We start from the raw sequence: 17,384 nt of genomic DNA, 5'->3' as shown, positions 1-17,384 counted from the left end.
GGCGATGTTGTGGGTCAGTTCCAGTGCCCGAGCGAGACGCATAAAAAAATCCGATGCCAGTACAGGCATCGGATTTTGATTTCTTGCGGCCAAAGGTCAAGCGAGAAGGCTTAACTGATCGGCATTAGGCCCCGGGGGTTGTTTAATTTTCCCGCTTGAAAGGGGTTCCTTCAGACATTTCCTGGCAGATTTTCTGTGATGGCTGACGGCAACTGAGGCAACCACCTACAAGACCTTGCGACATCGGTGTAGCCCCTTGGCACAGGCATTTCGCCCCTTTTTCGGGCACTGCCTGACGGCGCAAAAATTAACTAGACAGGCAGTACGCGATAATTAAATACTCCTTTCAACGGACTGTTAAAAACTGTAACCCGCTCATCCAGCAGGAGCCCGGATGCCTTTCTCGAACACCCGATCAATGCGCCTGGCCAGGCATCACCTCCGGCCGAACTGTCCGTTCCTCGTTTAATGCGGTCCAGCACAAGAAGCATCTGACAAGAACAAGCGTGGCGCCTGACAACGTTCCGGCGACCACCGATTTAATGTGTGGAAAAACCGACAGTGATAGTCAGGTTCGGCTCAAGCCGCCGAATCGTTTGATACAGGAGTGTCTCCATGCTGGTCTTGCGTCCAGTCGAGTTGGCCGACCTGCCCCAGTTGCAGAGGCTGGCTCGTGAAAGTCTCGTGGGCGTAACGTCCCTGCCCGACGACAGTGAACGGTTGCGCGGAAAAATCCTCGATTCCTGTGCGTCGTTCGAGAAGGACGTCGAGGCTCATGGCCCGGAAAACTATTTCTTTGTGCTCGAAGACCTGGCGACGCAGCACCTGGTCGGCTGTTCGGAAATTCTCGCCACGGCGGGGTACAGCGAGCCGTTCTACAGCCTGCGCAACCGGCACTTCACCAGTGCTTCGAGGGAGCTGAACATCGAGCACGGCGTACCCGCCTTGTCGTTGTGCCACGACCTCAGTGGCCACACCCTGCTGCGCGGCTTCCATATCGAAGCCGCACGGGAACGCAGCGCACAGTCCGAACTGCTGTCGAGGGCGCGCCTGCTGTTCATCGCCGCCCACGCCCGGCGTTTTTCCGAAACAGTGATCACCGAGATCGTCGGCTACAGCAGTGATGACGGCCACTCGCCATTTTGGGACGCCGTGGGCAAGCATTTCTTCGATTTGCCCTACGTCGAGGCCGAACGCCTGTGCGGCCTGCAGAGCCGCACCTTTCTCGCCGAACTGATGCCGCAGTATCCGATTTACGTGCCCATGCTGCCCCAGGCGGCACAGGACTGCATCGGCAGCATCCACCCCGACGGCCAGGAAGCCTTCGATATCCTTGAACGTGAAGGCTTCGAAACCAACAGTTACATCGATCTGTTCGACGGCGGCCCGACCCTGTATGCGCGCACGTCCGGCATTCGTTCCATCGCCCACAGCCAGTGCGCCATCACGCGGCCGGGAACTGTGATCGATCCCCGTGGCAGCTATCTGGTGAGCAACGATTCCTTGCAGGATTACCGGGCCATCGTCGCCGATCTTGAGTACATCAGCGGGCAACCCGTCACGCTTGACGCCGCCATGTGCGAGGCGCTGAAGGTGACCGAGGGCAGCCCGGTCAGGATGATCGCCCTGTGAGTAGCCGCCAGATTCAGCGCCCCAGCACACGCGAACAAGGAACAGCCGCATGATTGTCCGCCCGGTCCAGATCACCGACCTGCCCGCCCTGTTCACGCTGGTGCGCCAAGCCAGCCCGGGGCTTACCAGCCTGCCGGCCGACGAAGAACGCCTGGCCCACCGGATCCGCTGGGCCCAACGCACCTTCGCCGGGCAGGTCGACCGCGCCGATGCCGATTATCTGTTCGTGCTCGAGGACGACGAGCAGCAAGTGGTGGGCGTCAGTGCGCTGACGGGTGGCATCGGCCTGCGCGAGCCCTGGTACAACTACCGGGTAGGACTGACGGTCAGCGCGGCACCGGACCTGGGTATTCAGCGCCAGATGCAGACCCTGTTCCTGAGCAATGAATTGACTGGCCAATCGGAAATCTGCTCGCTGTACTTGCGCCCCGATCAGCGCCAGGGCAGCAACGGTCGTTTGCTTTCACTCGGGCGCTTGTTGTTTGTCGCCGAGTTTACGCAGCTGTTCGGCAACCGGCTCATCGCCGAACTGCGCGGCAGTGCCGACGAACGCGGTGGCTCGCCGTTCTGGGACAGCCTCGGCCGGCACTTTTTCAAGATGGATTTCAGCCACGCCGATCACTTGTCCGGGCTCGGCAACAAATCCTTCATCGCTGAACTCATGCCGCGCCAGCCGCTGTACACCTGCATGCTCACCGAACAGGCCCGGGCGGTGATCGGCAAGGCTCACCCCAATACCGAGCCAGCGCTGAAAATCCTCAGCGCCGAGGGGTTTGCCCACAAGGGCTACATCGATATCTTCGACGGCGGACCGGTCCTTGAAGCCCCGGTCTCCGGGATCCGCACCGTGCGCGATAGCCAGCCGCTGTCACTGGCCATCGGTTCGCCGGACGATAAGTCGCCCGTCTGGCTGATCCATAATCGCCGCCTGGAAAACTGTCGCATCACCTGCGCCCCGGCCAGGCAGATGGGCAACAGCCTGGTGGTTGATCGCCTGACCGCCAAGCGCTTGCAGCTGCAACCCGGCGACTCGGTGCGCGCCGTGCCGCTGCTTGACCAACGGCAGCAGGCCGTGGCGGCGTGACTTATCAGCTTCATTGTTGCGACGTCAATCGTCCTTACCCAGCAAATTCGTCATCATTCTCTCCCTGCGCGCGTGATAGCCTTTTATTTCTTCGGCGTTGACACTTTTGCTCAAGCCCTTCCATTCCATTGGTGGAACTCATATGTCCAGGCTTTCCCATCAAGATTTGCGCCGCAATTTTCGCCAACTGTTCGCCTCCAACACCTGCTACCACACGGCCTCGGTGTTCGACCCGATGTCGGCGCGCATCGCCGCCGACCTCGGCTTCGAAGTCGGGATCCTGGGTGGTTCGGTCGCCTCGTTGCAAGTGCTGGGCGCTCCTGACTTTGCGTTGATTACCCTCAGCGAATTCGCTGAACAGGCCACCCGCATCGGCCGTGTCGCCCAGTTGCCAGTGATTGCCGACGCCGACCACGGCTACGGCAACGCGCTGAACGTCATGCGCACCATCGTCGAACTCGAACGTGCCGGCGTCGCCGCGCTGACCATCGAAGACACCCTGCTGCCCGCGCAGTTCGGCCGCAAATCCACCGACCTGATCACGGTCGCCGAAGGCGTCGGCAAGATCCGCGCGGCACTCGAAGCCCGCTGCGATAAGGAAATGGCAATCATCGCCCGTACCCACGCCGGGATCCTGCCAGTGCAGGAAATCATCAGCCGCACCCGGCAATACCAGCAAGCCGGGGCCGACGGGATTTGCATGGTCGGCGTAAAAGACTTCGACCATCTGGAGCAGATCGCCGAGCACCTGAGCGTGCCGTTGATGCTGGTGACCTACGGCAACCCGCTGCTACGCGATGACAAGCGCCTGGCCGAACTGGGTGTGCGCGTGACCATCGACGGCCATGGCGCCTACTTCGCCGCGATCAAGGCGACTTACGACAGCCTGCGCGAACAACGCCAGATCCTCACCCAGACCTCGGACCTGAGCGCGACCGAACTGACCCACACCTACACGCAACCCGAGGAATACATCCGCTACGCGGAGGAATTCATGAGCGTGAAGGAATGATCGTTTAAACCGACACGCCGCCTTCGCGAGCAAGCCCGCTCCCACAAGGATCTTGGGTGAATACAAAATTTGTGTTCAACAGAAATCAACTGTGGGAGCGGGCTTGCTCGCGAAGGGGCCAGCACATCCAACACCACTGCCGCCTGACACACCGCTTTCGCGAGCAAGCCCGCTCCCACAGGCTTAGTCACACCGAGTTGAACAGTTCGCGATGGGGTTTGCCGTTGCCGCAACAGATCACGCGGTTGCGCCCGGTGGTCTTGGCTTCGTACAGCGCATGATCGGCGTCGTTGAGCCAGAGTGTCGCGTCGGCGTGGGCCGGGTTGAATGACGCCAGGCCAATACTCAGGCTGACTTTCAGCGCCGGGTTCTGCTCGTAACCCAAGGTGGCGAAGCGATCGCGCAGGGCATCCATGACCACGGCGGCGCGGTTCAGGGGCAGGTCCGGGAGGATCACGCAGAACTCGTCACCGCCGTAGCGCCCGGCCACGTCGGTCGCCCGAAGGTTCTGCCGGAGCATTTTGCTCAACTGGCGCAAGACGATATCACCGGCGACATGGCCGTAGGTGTCGTTGATGGCCTTGAAATGGTCGATGTCGATCAGGGCAATCGCCCCGCCCTTTTGCTGGCGTTTGCAACGTTGAAACTCGACCTCCAGCTGGTCCTTCCAGGTGCCATGGTTGAGCAGGCCCGTCAGGCTGTCGGTACGGCTCAGTGCCAGCAGTTCACGCTTTTGACGGCCGAGGGTATGGGCCTGGCGGAAGCAGATCCAACCCAGCGCCAGCGGATACAGGCACAGCAACGGCAAACAGGCATAGAGCTGCAGCGGGCTGGTGGCGGGAATGAACGCCGGGGCGAAAATCTGCAAGCCAACACCCACGCCCAGCACTTGTGCGGCCGTCCCGGCCAACAGGAAGCGCATGCCGCCGATGGCCACGTTGTTCATGGCCATCATTGAAATGGTGGTCGCGCTGGGCAGTGGATTGAAATGCATCGCGGCAATCCAGAAGCCGCCGAGGAAAGCATCGATCAGCAGATTGCGGTGTTCAGCGTGATAAGGCGTCCTGGCCCGGCGCGCCCATTGGTAAGCCAGGTGCGGCCAGACCACGCCGTTGAACCACATGAATGCCCAGACCCACGGCGCCGGATCGAGTGGATACATCGCCGCGCTCACGCACACCAATCCCAGGGCCACCCCGAGGATTCGCGATGTATAGAGCCTCCTGGCCAATGAAAATCCCTTTCCTCCCGCTTTTGCCATAGGGCCTCTGTGCCACTCGACGGAATGCGATAACAGCCTGTGCCTGTTCGCTGGAGTCTATCAGGGCGAGATCAAATAGCCATCACCGGTCGGCAGACTGAATATCGCGACATCACGCCCGCATAAAAGCAAAAGCCTCGTCTGCAGAAACGGCTATACATGAAAGAAGGGGATGATCGATGACCATAAGAGGAGGCCCATGCAGACCTTTCAAGTATTGATCATTGGCAGCGGATTTGGCGGCCAATGTGCTGCAATCAATTTGCTCAAGGCCGGCATCGATGATTTTCGCCTGCTGGAGCGCCGGGCGTTCTTCGGCGGTACCTGGTGCCAGAACACCTACCCCGGCGCGGCAGTCGACGTGCCCTCGCCGCTGTATTCCTTGTCTTTCGCCCCGTATCGCTGGTCGCAAATGTTCGCCGAACAGGCCGAACTGCATCGCTACACCCGCCATGTGGTGGAACATTTCGGCCTGCGGGACAAGGTGGAACTGGACACGAATGTCGAGGGCATAGAGTGGGACGACACCAGCAAGCGCTGGATCGTCTGCACCGCCGGCAAAGGCACGTTTTGCGCGCAGTTCCTGATCAATGCGACCGGGCCGCTGAGCCAGCCGGTGGTGCCCCGCTTCGACGGACAGGAGCGCTTTGGCGGCAAGACGTTTCACACCAATAACTGGGATCACAGCTACGACTATCGGCAAAAACGCGTGGCCATCGTCGGCAGCGGCGCCAGTGCGGCCCAGGTGATTCCGGCCATTGCCCCGGACGTCGGGCACTTGCATGTATTCCAGCGCACACCCCACTGGGTATTACCCCGGGCTGACCGCAGCTTCGGCCGTTTCCAGCGCTGGCTGCTGGGGCTCAAACCCGCCTACAAGCTGCTGCGTTGGGGGATCTACTGGCAATTCGAAACCCGGGTGATTGCCTTCAAGTATTCGAAGCCGGCGGTGCACATGGTCCAGCGCCAGGCCCTGCGTTTTCTCAAGCGCCAGGTGCCGGACGCCGAACTGCGGCGCAAACTGACGCCGGACTACACCATCGGCTGCAAGCGGGTGATTCTGTCCAGCACGCTGTACCCGGCACTGGCCCGCCGCAACGTGACACTGCACAGCCGCGAACAAGGCATCGCCGCCATCGACGAAACCGGCATCGTTACCCACGATGGCCAGCACATCGACCTCGACCTGATCGTCTGGTCCACCGGCTACGACGCCACCGACGGGGTGATTTCCTACCCGGTCACGGGCAAAAACGGCACCCGCCTGAAGGATGTCTGGGCGCAGTACCCACGGGCCTACTTGGGCACTGCCCTGCCCGACTTTCCCAACCTGTTTATCGTCACCGGGCCGAACACCGGCATCGGCCATACCTCGGCGCTGTTCATCATCGAATCGCAGATGAACTACATCCTCGATTGCATTCGCACCTTGAAGACTCAAGGTTTGCGCAGCATCGAAGTTCGCCATGAGGCGGAACGTACCTACACTGAAATGATCCACCGGGAAATGGAACGTACCGTGTGGAAGTCCGGTGGTTGCCACAGTTGGTATCAAAGCAAGAGCGGTCATGTGATTGCCATGTTTCCAGGGTTCAGCTTCAGCTTTCATCGCTTGACCCGAGCGCTGAAACCCGCCGATCACATTTTGTCCTGAGCAGATAGAAAGGAGACGCGTGATGCTTTTGTTGTTCGTCGTTCTCGCAGTTTTCGTCACCTGGAGCTGGCTTACCTACCCGGCCATCGGCTACTGGCTCTATGACTTGAACATGGCGGCCGAGGCCAAGCTGTACCGGCTGCACAAAATCGTCGTGCCCATCCCCGAGATGACCGTCTCGACCTGGCAAGGCGGGCCCTACGAAGCCACCAGCAGTGTGCTGATGCTCCACGGTTTCAGCGCCGACAAGAACCTCTGGCTGCGTTTCGCCCGGCACTTCGTCGGCAGCCATCGAGTGATCATCCCGGACATCGCCGGCCATGGCGAAACCGGCTTCAAGGCCGGTGGCGGCTATGACATCCCACTGCAGGCCAAGCGCATGATCCAGTTGCTGGACGTGTGCGGCGTCGAGAAAGTCCATGTCATTGGCAACTCCATGGGGGGCTACATGGCGGCGTGGCTCGCGGCCAATTACCCGGAGCGCATTGTGTCCGTGGCGCTGATCGACCCGGCGGGGGTTACCGCGCCCGAGCCCAGTGATCTGGAGCGGCATTTGGCCAAGGGCCACAACCCGTTCCTGATTCACTCGCGCGAAGAATTCCAGCGCTTCTACGCGATGACCATGGCTTCGCCGCCCTGGGTACCGAAGCTGGTGCTCGATGCCGTCGCCCAACGCTATGAACAGTCCCGCGAGGAGCTGGAGGAAATCTTCCGGGATTTCCGCGCCAGCCCGCCGATGGAGCCGCACCTGCCCGACATCAGCGCCCCGGCGCTGTTGCTGTGGGGGCGCAAGGACCGGTTGATCGATGTCAGCAGCGTGGCGGTCTGGAGCAAGGGCATCGCCGACCTGCGCGTGCACATTTGGGACGCCATCGGGCACATGCCCATGGTGGAAGCGCCTACCGGTTCGGCGCGCCTGTATCGCGAGTTTTTGGCATCGCTGCGATCGGAGAGTCCACAGGATCAACGACTGCATTAGGCATCCAGTCCTTTGAAGAATGAGGTTCGTCAGAAACTTCGTTTGTCGGTGACGCGCAAGGCTGCGATCTTTCTTGCATCCTTTACGTCACCGCGCCAGGAATCCTGTTCATGAACCAGCCGAACTTCGTCAGCCCTGACCTGATCCGCCAACGCTTCTCCAAAGCGATGTCCGACATGTATCGCGAGGAAGTGCCGTTGTACGGCGCGTTGATGGAACTGGTGGAGCAGACTAACCGTCACGTACTGGACAGCGATTCGCAAGTCGCGCAACAGCTCACGAGCACCGGCGAAATCGAGCGCCTGGACCTGGAGCGTCATGGGGCGATCCGCGTCGGCACGGCCGATGAGCTGGCGACCCTCGCCCGCCTGTTCGCGGTGATGGGCATGCTACCGGTGGGTTACTACGACCTGACACCGGCCGGCGTACCGGTGCATTCCACGGCTTTTCGCGCGGTGCATGAAGCGGCGTTGCAGGTCAGCCCGTTCCGGGTATTCACCTCGCTGTTGCGCCTGGAATTGATCGAAGACCTGGAACTGCGCGCGTTCGCCCAGTCGATGCTCGACCGGCGCTCGATCTTCACGCCCATGGCCCTTTCTCTCATCGACCGTGCTGAAACCCAAGGTGGCCTGACCGAGCAGCAAGCCCTGGAGTTCGTCGAACAGGCCCTGGAGACATTCCGCTGGCACCACAGCGCCACCGTCACTGCCGAGCAGTATCAACAACTCAGCGCCCAGCATCGTCTGATCGCCGACGTAGTGGCGTTCAAGGGCCCGCACATCAACCACCTGACTCCGCGAACCCTGGATATCGACATCGTCCAGGCGCAAATGCCGGCCCATGGCATTACCCCCAAGGCGGTGATCGAAGGCCCGCCCCGCCGCCAGTGCCCGATCCTGCTGCGCCAGACCAGTTTCAAGGCCCTGGACGAGCCGATTGCCTTCACCGATCAAAACGAGGCGCGTGGCAGCCACAGTGCCCGTTTCGGCGAGATCGAGCAGCGCGGTGCTGCCCTCACGCCCAAAGGCCGCGCCCTTTACGACCGCTTGCTCAATGCCGCGCGGGACGAACTCAAGGACTTCCCCAACGAAGCCAATGCCGCGCGCTATAACGCCCTGATGGCGCAGCATTTCAGCGAGTTCCCTGACACTTGGGAAGGCATGCGCCAACAGGGCCTGGCTTACTTCCGCTACTTTGTGACGGAAAAAGGCCTGGCCGCGGAGGACCTGAAAAACGCCGCCCTGGAAGACCTGCTCAGCGGCGGTTACCTGCGGGTTGAACCGCTGGTGTACGAAGACTTCCTGCCGGTCAGCGCGGCGGGGATTTTCCAGTCAAACCTGGGGGACGCCGCGCAAACCCGTTATGGCGTGCACTCCAACCAGCAGGCATTCGAAAAGGCCCTGGGGCGCCCGACGATTGATGAACTGGAACTGTATGCCCAGAGCCAGCGGCGTTCGATCGAACAGTGTTTCGCCGAGTTGGCCGATGTTGTTCAAGACAATGAAAAACAGGACTGAACGACTTCTAACTACTCGGCAAAAAAGGGTTCTTCGCGCAATCCCGGTAAAGACCGGTAACGCAATACCTGTAGGGGCCGGCTTGCTGGCGATGGACTCAAGTGCGCCGGGTTTATCCAGTTCACACGCGTAATCGTTAACGACCATCGCTGGCAAGCCAGCTCCTACAAGGGACCGCGTCCGAACGCCAAACTGTAGGAGCCGGCTTGCTGGCGATGGGCTCCAGTGCGCCGCGTTTATCCAGTCCACACGCGTAATCGTTAACGACCATCGCTGGCAAGCCAGCTCCTACAGCGCCGCGTTTATCCGATTTACGCGCGTTATCGTTAACGACCATCGCTGGCGTCCGGGTGGAAATGATGTGAACGCCAAACTGTAGGAGCCGGCTTGCTGGCGATGGACGCAAGTGCGCCGCGTTTATCCAGTTCATGCGCGTAATCGTTAACGACCATCGCTGGCAAGCCAGCTCCTACAGCGCCGCGTTTATCCAGGTCACACGCGTAATCGTTAACGACCATCGCTGGCAAGCCAGCTCCTACAGCGCCGCGTTTATCCAGTTCATATGCGTTATCGTTAACCACCATCGCCAGCAAGCCGGCTCCTACAAGGGACCGTGACCATGCCAAAAATGAAGTAGCCTCCAAACCAGTGAAAGTCCCAAAAAAAAAGGGCGACCTACAGGTCGCCCGTTTTTTGTATCCGAAACTTTCAATACAGCAAAGAAAGTGTTCGCCCAGTGCACTGGCCTCGGCAATCCATGCACTGGTAAAGAGCCCTACACTGGGCGAACGGAAGGTATTTTAGTAGAAGTGGCTAAATATGTCCGTGCAGCAAAGATGAAATTTATCGACATTATATTTAATAAAATGTCGACTCAAATCCAATCCCGCTCCGAACTACAAACTCACCAGTTAGAACATACGAGTTGATTATTCCTATACAAAACTTGCACAAAAACAATCAACCCGTATAGAGCCAATACTCAATATTAGTGCTTGCTGGTCACCGTCAATATATCGGTGTAAACCACGTTCACGCTTTGCCCGACTTTCAAGTCCTTGAGTTTGGCCTGGACTTCAGGTCGCTTGACGTCGACGGTCTTGGACTTGCCTTCCGGGTTTTCGAAGGTCACCTGGTTTTTCTTCAGGTCGATGTGAGTGATTTTCAGCTGCACTTTCACCTGACGATAAGCTTCGCCGCCAGGGTTGGCGCTACCTGGCGCTGCGCGGATTTCACCGGTGGCTTCGGCGGTGCCAGGCAGGCCTTTGTCGACATCGGTGTCGAGGTAGGCCGCAACGGCGCTGGTGACCCTGATGTCGACCGTATCGCCGGCCTTGAGATTGCCGAGGTTTTTCGCCTTGTCGGTCAGTTGCACAGGGAACTCGTTACCCTGTGGGCCTTTGAGGACCACGGAATGGTTCGCGGTATCAACCGAAACGACGGTGGTGCTGACCTGATCAGCCACCACGACTTCGGACAACGGGATATCGGCGGCAACCGCGCCAAAACTGGCGGCAGACAGCAAGGTTGCGAGGGTTATGGCTTTGGTCAGTGCGTGGCGTTTCATAAGCAGAACTTTCCCTGTGATAGATGGCAACAGACGGCGTTGAACCCAGGCTCAACGCCATGTGTGGGATGAGCATAGACGCTGTTCGGCGAGTGGTCGCTGCGGGCCGCTGATTTTCTAATACCCGGTCATTTCCAGATATCCGTTTCCTGCATGGCTGCCACTGAGGCGCACCGGGCCTTCCCAGTATGGTATGCGCAAATTCATCCAGGCCTGGGGATTGAGTGCGGTGAGGGTGACATCAAGGTGTTTGGCGGGGATTTTGATCGACCAGCGAACGGGCATCTCGCGCCCGGCTACGCTGGCGCTGTCCTGCGGCGTGAGGCTGATGTCGTTGGCGTGCAGCAACTGCGTGTGCCCCCGGGCGTCGATCCAGGTGCCGGTGAGGTATGGCGCTCCGTCCTTTTGCCGCATGCGATACAGCATCACCTGCTCGCCGCTGTCCAGGTGCAGGGAGAACCAGTCCCAGCCGGTCTGGTTGCTCGTCAGCGGTTGGCTGCTCCATTCGCGGTCGAGCCACGCCGGACCACTGACTTCAAACGTTTTGCCGTCGATGTCCAGCGTGCCGCGGGCCTGAAAAAACGGTTGGCTGTAGTAGTACGAGGCCTGGCCCTGCTCGGATTTCTGGCTGAAGCCACCGTCGCCCTGAAGCACCAGTGGAGCTGTCACGGTCAGCCGTAAGCGGTAGCCGAAACGTGCATCGCGGGCACTGAGTTGCAGGTCGGTCAGCGGATCATCGGCCGTCGCCTGGCTGCTGAGTTGCCAATTGTCGATCCACGCCTTGAACGGCGCGACGCTGACACCGGCCTGGCCGACGCCGCCACGGGCATAGCGTTCGGCCGCGTGATGCGCCGTCGCCGACGTCACCGCCGCATGACCGAGCCAGATCGTCTGGTTCTGCCAACCCGCCACCTCGGGGGTGGCTTTCAAGGCGCTGCGGAACAACGTCCATTGCGCGCCGAATTCATGCCCTTGATCGTCTTTCAGGTTAGCCGTGACGTACCACCATTCGATGCGAAAGCCGTCGTGCGGGCCGTGATCCGCCGGGAAGCTGAACACCCGACCGGGCACCACCGTGGTGAACGCAGCGGCCTGGTTGCCCAGCCCGGCAAACCCCTTTTCGACCGGCGCCGGTTGATCGCAACCGCTCGCCAGCAGCGCCAGGAGCAACACACAGGCCTTAATCTTCATGGGCAAACGTGCGTAGCAAGTCCGCCGGTTGCGTGCGGTACAAACGGTACAACGGCCAGGCTGACGCCAGCAGCGTCGCCACCAGCGCCAACCCCATCAATTGCAACAGTTGCCATGGAAACAGCCGCAACGGCAGGCGCCAGCCAAAAGCCTGCACATTGATCACGGAGTCCAGGCACCACGCCAGGGCGATGCCCAACGGCAACGCCAGCACCAGGGTCAGCAGCGCCAGCAACCAGGTTTGCCCGAGGTTGAGCAACATCAGATGTCGACGCGTCACGCCCAGCGCCCACAGCGGCGCCAGTTGCCCGAGACGGCTCTGGCTTTGGGTCAACAGGCTGATGAACAGCGCCACGCCGGCCACGCACAACGTCAGGCTGTTGAGTGCGGCGGTGGCGGCGAAGGTGCGTTCGAAGACTTGCGTGGACCAGCCCTTGAGCCGCGCCTGATCGACGATGCGGCTGTCGTCCAGGCTAAAACGCGCCTGCAATGCCGTGACGAACGCCGGGATCGACACCGGTTCGATGCGCAGGTTGAAGCGGTTCGGGGTCAATTGCGGCCAACCGCGCAACAGGTGCTTGATATTGACCAGAATGTGGCCCTTGGGATTGCCATAGTCGGCGTAGATCCCGACGATCCGTGGCGACCATGGACCGGTAGGCGTCGGCAGCGACAGGTGATCACCCAGCTGCACGCGCAGGCGCCGGGCCAGTTGCTCGCTGAGCATCACCGCATCGTCCTTGGCCAGTCGCTCCCAAGGGTTGTCGCCCAGGGCTTCGAGCAACGGCCAGTGCTGGCGATAGGTCGGGTGGTCGATGACGCCGGACAGGTCGGTTGGCCAGCCCTGCAACTGGATCGACACCTGCCAGTTGGGCAGCACCGCCGCCAGTTGCGGCTGCTGGTTGAGCCAGCCGTGCAGCTCCCGGGCCTGGTCCGGGTTCTGCGGGTTGAGGTAAAGCTCGGCCGTCAGCCGTTGTTCGAGCCAGTCGCTGAAGGTCTGGCGAAACCCTGCGGTCATGCTGCCGGCCCCGATGTTCGCCGCCATGGCCAACAGCAGCGCCATCAGCGCCAGGCTCAAGGCCGGCAACTGCTGGCGGCAATCGGCGACAAACCACTGGCCAAGCACCGAGCGGCTGCGCTGCGAAACGAAACCGAGCAGCGCACTGAGCACCACCGGCAATGCCAGCGCGGCCCCGATCAACAGCGCCGCCATCAACACGAAGCCACTGATCAGGCTGTCGCCGAAGATCAGCGCCAGCAGCCCGATTACCCCGGCGATTGCCGCCACCCAACCCTGACGGCGCAACCAGCGGGCATGGGCCTGATGCCAGGCTTGTGGGTCGGCCAGCGCCAGCAAGGGCAACCGCGCCGCCCGCAACAAGCTGTTGACTCCGGCCAGCAGCGCACCGATCAAGCTCAAACCGATACCACTGAACCACCACCAAGGGCTGAGGTTCAACTGCCCCGCCACTTCGGCACCGTAGAGGCCGCGCAGGCTGGCGGCGACGTCCGGCAACAGCATGCCGGCCAGCAGGTAGCCGCTGACCACCCCGGCCACGCCGCCGATCAGGGCCAATCCACCCAATTCGACGGCCAGACAAGCGATCAGCATCCGCGCACTCACGCCGCAGGCACGCAGGGTCCGGAGCAAACCTCGCCGTTGCTCCAGCGCCAGCCCGATGGCGGCGTGCACGATAAACAGGCCGACCACGAACGACAGCACCCCCAGGGCCTCGAGGTTCAGGTGAAAGCTTTCGGTCAGGCGCGCCAGGTTGTTTTCTTCACCGGCGCGCTTGAGTTGCAGCTGCCCCATGAACGCGTCCGGCAGGGTTGCGGTGAAATCCTTCGGCAGCAGCAGACGCGACAACTGCTCCGGCAACCCCAGGATCCGCTGGGCAAAACCGATGTCCACCAGCAGCACGCCGGGTGCCATATCGGCCTGTACATGCAGCGGCGGTAGCGCCACGCCCGCCAGGTTCTGTGGCTGCTCACCTTCGCGAAAACCCAGTGTCTGCAGGGTTTGCGAGGAGATCCAGGTAGCGCCCGGCGGGCTGAAAAAATCGACCACCTGTTCAATCGCCAAGGCCTGCCCGGCCACCGCCGCGCCCGCCGGCAGCGACACCGGCTCGATGCCCATCAATTGCAGGCGCTGCTCTTCATGGCCCTTGAGCGTGACCCGCCCCTGCAGCACCGGTGACACCGGCCACCCGGCCCGGCGCAGATCGATAAACCATTGCTGGGGGAACGTGCCGCCACCGGGCGCACTGAGGCTGGCCTGAGGTTCGCCGCCGATCAACTGACTGGCGCGGGCATAGCTGTCGCGGGCCTGGCTGTTGAGTGCCTGGACGCCGGTCAACAGGCTGGTGGCCAGCCACAACCCGGTCAGTACACTGAAAAACTGTACCGGATGCTGCCGCCAGTGGCTGAGCAGCGCGCGCAGGGTTTCGCCGAAGATGCGCATGTCAGCGCTCACCCGCACCGGCCAGGCGACCACCGCACAGCAGCGCTTTTTCCGCCAAGCGCGCCGCCACACCGGGACTGTGGGTGACCATCAACAGGCTGGTGGGACTGTCGTCGAGCAACTCCAGGAGCAACTGCAACACCTCGGCGCCGGTGGCTTCGTCGAGGCTGCCGGTGGGCTCGTCGGCCAGCAGCAATGGCGGGCGCGACGCCAGCGCCCGGCCCAGCGCGACCCGTTGCTGCTGGCCGCCGGACAGCTGCTCCGGGTAGCGCCGCAGCAGCTCGCCCAAGCCCAGGAGCTGCACCAGATGCGCCTGCCAGCGCGGGTCATGGCGCCCCGCCAGACGCGCCTGGATCGCCAGGTTGTCTTCGACCCGCAGGCTGCCGATCAGGTTGAATTGCTGGAACACCAGGCCGATTTCCGTACGGCGCCAGTTCGCCAGTTGCCCTTCATTCATCTGTTCCAGACGATGCCCGCCACTGCGGATGCTGCCGCGATCGACCTTGTCCAGACCGGCGATCAGGTGCAGCAAGGTGCTTTTGCCACTGCCTGACTCGCCCATCAGCGCCAGGCTGCTGCCGGGCTTGAGCGTGAGGTCGACGCCTTGCAGCACCGGCAGCGGCCCCTGCGGTGTGGCGTAGCTTTTGAAAACGCCGTGGACTTCAAGCATGGGTCAACCTGCTGGATATGCGTGGCCCAAGGATAGCGGCCCTGAATGGTTTTTGTCCGGTGACGATCATCGCCCCGCCCGCCCATCGCCCTACCCTCGAGGCTGGTCTAACCATAACGATAAAAACGGAGACGCCATGCCTCGTTTCACCTTGAGCCCTCGTGGGCTGCTCGCTTGCCTGATCACCGCCTGCCTGGCGCAATCGGTAGTCGCCGCCGATGCACCGGTCGCGGCCAGCGCGCAGACCACGACCAGTAACACCGCCGTGCTGCAACAACTGCCCTTCACCGACCGCACCGACTTTGAATCGGTCTCCAAGGGTTTGATCGCGCCGTTCAAGGGCCAGGTCAAGGACGCCTCGGGCAAGGTCATCTGGGACATCCAGGCCTATGACTTCCTCGCCAAGGACAAGGCTCCGGATTCGATCAACCCGAGCCTGTGGCGCCTGGCCCAGCTCAACGCCCATGCCGGATTGTTCGAAGTCAGCCCGCGTTTGTATCAGGTACGCGGCCTCGACCTGGCGAACATGACCATCATCGAAGGCGATGACGGGCTGATCATCATCGACCCGCTGACCGTCGCCGAAACCGCCAAGGCCGCGCTGGACCTGTACTACCAGAACCGTCCGCACAAACCGGTGGTGGCGGTGATCTACAGCCACACCCACGTCGACCACTTCGGCGGCGTGCGCGGCGTGATCGACGAGGCCGACGTCAAGGCCGGCAAGGTCAAGGTGTTCGCTCCCGCTGGCTTCATGGAACACGTGATGAGCGAGAACGTCTACGCCGGCACCGCCATGAGCCGCCGCGCGCAATACCAGTTCGGCAGCCTGCTGCCCCGTGGCGATCATGGCCAGGTCGACGCCGGGCTGGGCAAAAGCTCGCCCAATGGCGGCACCGTCACCCTGATCCCGCCCACCGACCTGATCGACAAGGAACTGGAAACCCGCACCATCGCCGGCCTCGACGTGGAATTCCAGCTGACCCCGGGCACCGAGGCGCCGGCGGAAATGAACCTGTACCTGCCGCAACTGCGCGCCTTGTGCATGGCGGAAAACGCCACGCAAATGATGCACAACATCCTCACCCCGCGCGGTGCGCAAGTGCGTGACGCCAAGGCCTGGGCGGAGTACCTGGACAGCAGCCTGGCGCGTTACGGCGACAAGAGCGACGTGTTGTTCGCCCAGCACAACTGGCCGACCTGGGGTGGCGAACGCATCCGCACCTTCCTCGCCGACCAGCGTGACATGTACGCCTTCCTCAATGATCGCACCTTGCACCTGCTGAACCAGGGCCTGACCCCGCTGGAAATCGCCGACTCGATCAAGAAACTGCCCGGCAGCCTCGACCAGAAGTGGTACACCCGTGGCTACTATGGCTCGCTGAGTTTCAACACCCGCGCGGTGTATCAGCGCTACATGGGTTTCTATGACGGCAACCCGGCCAATCTAAATCCACTGCCACCGGTGGAAACAGCCCGGCGCACGGTCGAGGCCATGGGCGGTGAAGCGGCGGTGCTGGAGAAAATGCGCGGGGCGATCGCCAAGGGCGAGTACCGCTGGGCGGCGCAATTGGGCAATCAGGTGCTGTTCGCCAACCCCGACAACGGCGATGCCCGCAAAGCCCAGGCCGAGGCCCTGGAGCAAATGGGTTATCAAAGCGAAAACGCCACCTGGCGCAACATGTACCTGACCGGCGCCATGGAACTGCGCAACGGCGTGCCACCTCATGCGGGCACTTCGGTGTCGGTGGACATGGTGCGGGCGATGAGCCCGGAGATGTTCTTCGACTACCTGGCAGTTCGCCTGGACAGCGAAAAAGCCGTGGGCCATGACCTGACCCTGAACTGGACCTTCGAGGACCAGAACAAGGACTTCAACCTGACCCTGCGCAACGGCGTACTGACCCACCGCGCCGGCCTCAACGCCCAGGCGGATGCCGGTGTGAGCATGAGCAAGGCAACCCTGGAGCAGATCAGCCTCAAGCAACTGGACTTCCCGACGGCAATCCAGAAAGGCCTGATCAAGTTGCAAGGCAATGGCAAGAAACTTGGGGAATTGATGAGCAGCCTCGATACCTTTGCGCCGCAGTTCAATATCGTCACGCCTTGATACCGTCTTCGCGAGCAAGCCCGCTCCCACACTGGATCTGTGTTGCTCACAAATGCTGTGAACAGCCTGGATCCCTGTGGGAGCGGGCTTGCTCGCGAAAGCGGTGTGTCTGGCAACGATGATGTTGAATGTGATGCCCTCTTCGCGAGCAAGCCCGCTCCCACACTGGATCTGTGTTGCTCGCAAATGCTGTGAACAGCCTGGATCCCTGTGGGAGTGGCTTGCTCGCGAAAGCGGTGTGTCTGG

13 protein-coding genes are annotated in these 17,384 nt (G+C 61.5%); 7 read left to right on the top strand and 6 right to left on the bottom strand.

Translation table 11 applies throughout. The annotated features are described in order from the left end of the window. Positions 1-615: 615 nt before the first annotated feature. The 3 genes from KGA88_RS19090 to KGA88_RS19080 all read left to right on the top strand — a co-directional run bounded on the left by KGA88_RS19090 (position 616) and on the right by KGA88_RS19080 (position 3,728). Positions 616-1,632, top strand: a complete 1,017-nt coding sequence (locus KGA88_RS19090; protein ID WP_223593524.1) for an arginine N-succinyltransferase — start codon at positions 616-618, stop codon at positions 1,630-1,632. 49 nt (positions 1,633-1,681) lie between these two features. Next, positions 1,682-2,716 carry an arginine N-succinyltransferase gene (astA, locus tag KGA88_RS19085; RefSeq protein ID WP_110661111.1) on the top strand — a complete coding sequence of 345 codons (1,035 nt, stop codon included), beginning with the start codon at positions 1,682-1,684 and terminating at the stop codon, positions 2,714-2,716. Between the two features lie 142 nt (positions 2,717-2,858). After that, positions 2,859-3,728, top strand: coding sequence for an oxaloacetate decarboxylase (locus KGA88_RS19080; RefSeq protein WP_007975765.1), 870 nt, complete (start codon positions 2,859-2,861; stop codon positions 3,726-3,728). Positions 3,729-3,915: 187 nt separating this feature from the next. Here KGA88_RS19080 and KGA88_RS19075 read toward each other — a convergent pair whose 3' ends face one another. Continuing rightward, on the bottom strand, positions 3,916-4,989 hold the full coding sequence (locus KGA88_RS19075; protein ID WP_110661110.1) for a diguanylate cyclase: 1,074 nt from the start codon (positions 4,987-4,989) through the stop codon (positions 3,916-3,918). 199 nt (positions 4,990-5,188) lie between these two features. Between KGA88_RS19075 and KGA88_RS19070 the strand changes: the two genes are divergently transcribed. From KGA88_RS19070 to KGA88_RS19060, 3 genes are all read left to right on the top strand, one after another. Continuing rightward, a complete protein-coding gene (locus KGA88_RS19070) occupies positions 5,189-6,643 on the top strand; it encodes a flavin-containing monooxygenase (RefSeq protein ID WP_223593521.1) in 1,455 nt (484 codons plus the stop codon). A gap of 22 nt (positions 6,644-6,665) precedes the next feature. Continuing rightward, on the top strand, positions 6,666-7,622 hold the full coding sequence (locus KGA88_RS19065; protein WP_110661108.1) for an alpha/beta fold hydrolase: 957 nt from the start codon (positions 6,666-6,668) through the stop codon (positions 7,620-7,622). 110 nt (positions 7,623-7,732) lie between these two features. Continuing rightward, entirely contained in the window at positions 7,733-9,139 is a 1,407-nt protein-coding gene (locus KGA88_RS19060; RefSeq protein WP_223593519.1) for a VOC family protein, read from the top strand. Positions 9,140-9,465: 326 nt separating this feature from the next. Here KGA88_RS19060 and KGA88_RS19055 read toward each other — a convergent pair whose 3' ends face one another. The 5 genes from KGA88_RS19055 to KGA88_RS19035 form a co-directional block, all read right to left on the bottom strand. After that, positions 9,466-9,732, bottom strand: coding sequence for a hypothetical protein (locus KGA88_RS19055; RefSeq protein ID WP_223593517.1), 267 nt, complete (start codon positions 9,730-9,732; stop codon positions 9,466-9,468). A 395-nt stretch (positions 9,733-10,127) separates the two neighbouring features. Next, positions 10,128-10,706 (bottom strand): hypothetical protein, encoded by a 579-nt coding sequence (locus KGA88_RS19050; RefSeq protein ID WP_110662025.1) that lies wholly within the window; start codon positions 10,704-10,706, stop codon positions 10,128-10,130. 117 nt (positions 10,707-10,823) lie between these two features. After that, positions 10,824-11,897: a lipocalin-like domain-containing protein gene (locus KGA88_RS19045; RefSeq protein ID WP_223593515.1), complete on the bottom strand. Its 1,074-nt coding sequence runs from the start codon at positions 11,895-11,897 to the stop codon at positions 10,824-10,826. Then, positions 11,887-14,358 carry an ABC transporter permease gene (locus KGA88_RS19040; protein ID WP_223593513.1) on the bottom strand — a complete coding sequence of 824 codons (2,472 nt, stop codon included), beginning with the start codon at positions 14,356-14,358 and terminating at the stop codon, positions 11,887-11,889. The genes KGA88_RS19045 and KGA88_RS19040 overlap by 11 nt, the downstream gene beginning before the upstream one ends. A 1-nt stretch (position 14,359) precedes the next feature. Then, positions 14,360-15,028 (bottom strand): ABC transporter ATP-binding protein, encoded by a 669-nt coding sequence (locus KGA88_RS19035; protein WP_223593511.1) that lies wholly within the window; start codon positions 15,026-15,028, stop codon positions 14,360-14,362. Between the two features lie 136 nt (positions 15,029-15,164). On the opposite strand from KGA88_RS19035, the gene KGA88_RS19030 reads away from it, so the two are divergent. Then, positions 15,165-17,138: an alkyl/aryl-sulfatase gene (locus tag KGA88_RS19030; RefSeq protein WP_223593509.1), complete on the top strand. Its 1,974-nt coding sequence runs from the start codon at positions 15,165-15,167 to the stop codon at positions 17,136-17,138. Positions 17,139-17,384: the final 246 nt, after the last annotated feature.

It is taken from the genome of Pseudomonas sp. A-R-19 (assembly GCF_019956575.1).
In the GTDB taxonomy this organism is placed as follows: domain Bacteria; phylum Pseudomonadota; class Gammaproteobacteria; order Pseudomonadales; family Pseudomonadaceae; genus Aquipseudomonas.
Note: the sequence above shows the minus strand (reverse complement) of the source record. Positions and strands in the feature narration are given on the sequence as shown.

What these genes read in the sequence shown, in the direction of transcription:
- KGA88_RS19090 (WP_223593524.1), top strand. Translation starts at nt 616, where the DNA reads ATGCTGGTCTTGCGTCCAGTCGAGTTGGCCGACCTGCCCCAGTTGCAG.
- astA (WP_110661111.1), top strand. Translation starts at nt 1,682, where the DNA reads ATGATTGTCCGCCCGGTCCAGATCACCGACCTGCCCGCCCTGTTCACG.
- KGA88_RS19080 (WP_007975765.1), top strand. Translation starts at nt 2,859, where the DNA reads ATGTCCAGGCTTTCCCATCAAGATTTGCGCCGCAATTTTCGCCAACTG.
- KGA88_RS19075 (WP_110661110.1), bottom strand. Translation starts at nt 4,989, where the DNA reads ATGGCAAAAGCGGGAGGAAAGGGATTTTCATTGGCCAGGAGGCTCTAT.
- KGA88_RS19070 (WP_223593521.1), top strand. Translation starts at nt 5,189, where the DNA reads ATGCAGACCTTTCAAGTATTGATCATTGGCAGCGGATTTGGCGGCCAA.
- KGA88_RS19065 (WP_110661108.1), top strand. Translation starts at nt 6,666, where the DNA reads ATGCTTTTGTTGTTCGTCGTTCTCGCAGTTTTCGTCACCTGGAGCTGG.
- KGA88_RS19060 (WP_223593519.1), top strand. Translation starts at nt 7,733, where the DNA reads ATGAACCAGCCGAACTTCGTCAGCCCTGACCTGATCCGCCAACGCTTC.
- KGA88_RS19050 (WP_110662025.1), bottom strand. Translation starts at nt 10,706, where the DNA reads ATGAAACGCCACGCACTGACCAAAGCCATAACCCTCGCAACCTTGCTG.
- KGA88_RS19045 (WP_223593515.1), bottom strand. Translation starts at nt 11,897, where the DNA reads ATGAAGATTAAGGCCTGTGTGTTGCTCCTGGCGCTGCTGGCGAGCGGT.
- KGA88_RS19040 (WP_223593513.1), bottom strand. Translation starts at nt 14,358, where the DNA reads ATGCGCATCTTCGGCGAAACCCTGCGCGCGCTGCTCAGCCACTGGCGG.
- KGA88_RS19035 (WP_223593511.1), bottom strand. Translation starts at nt 15,028, where the DNA reads ATGCTTGAAGTCCACGGCGTTTTCAAAAGCTACGCCACACCGCAGGGG.
- KGA88_RS19030 (WP_223593509.1), top strand. Translation starts at nt 15,165, where the DNA reads ATGCCTCGTTTCACCTTGAGCCCTCGTGGGCTGCTCGCTTGCCTGATC.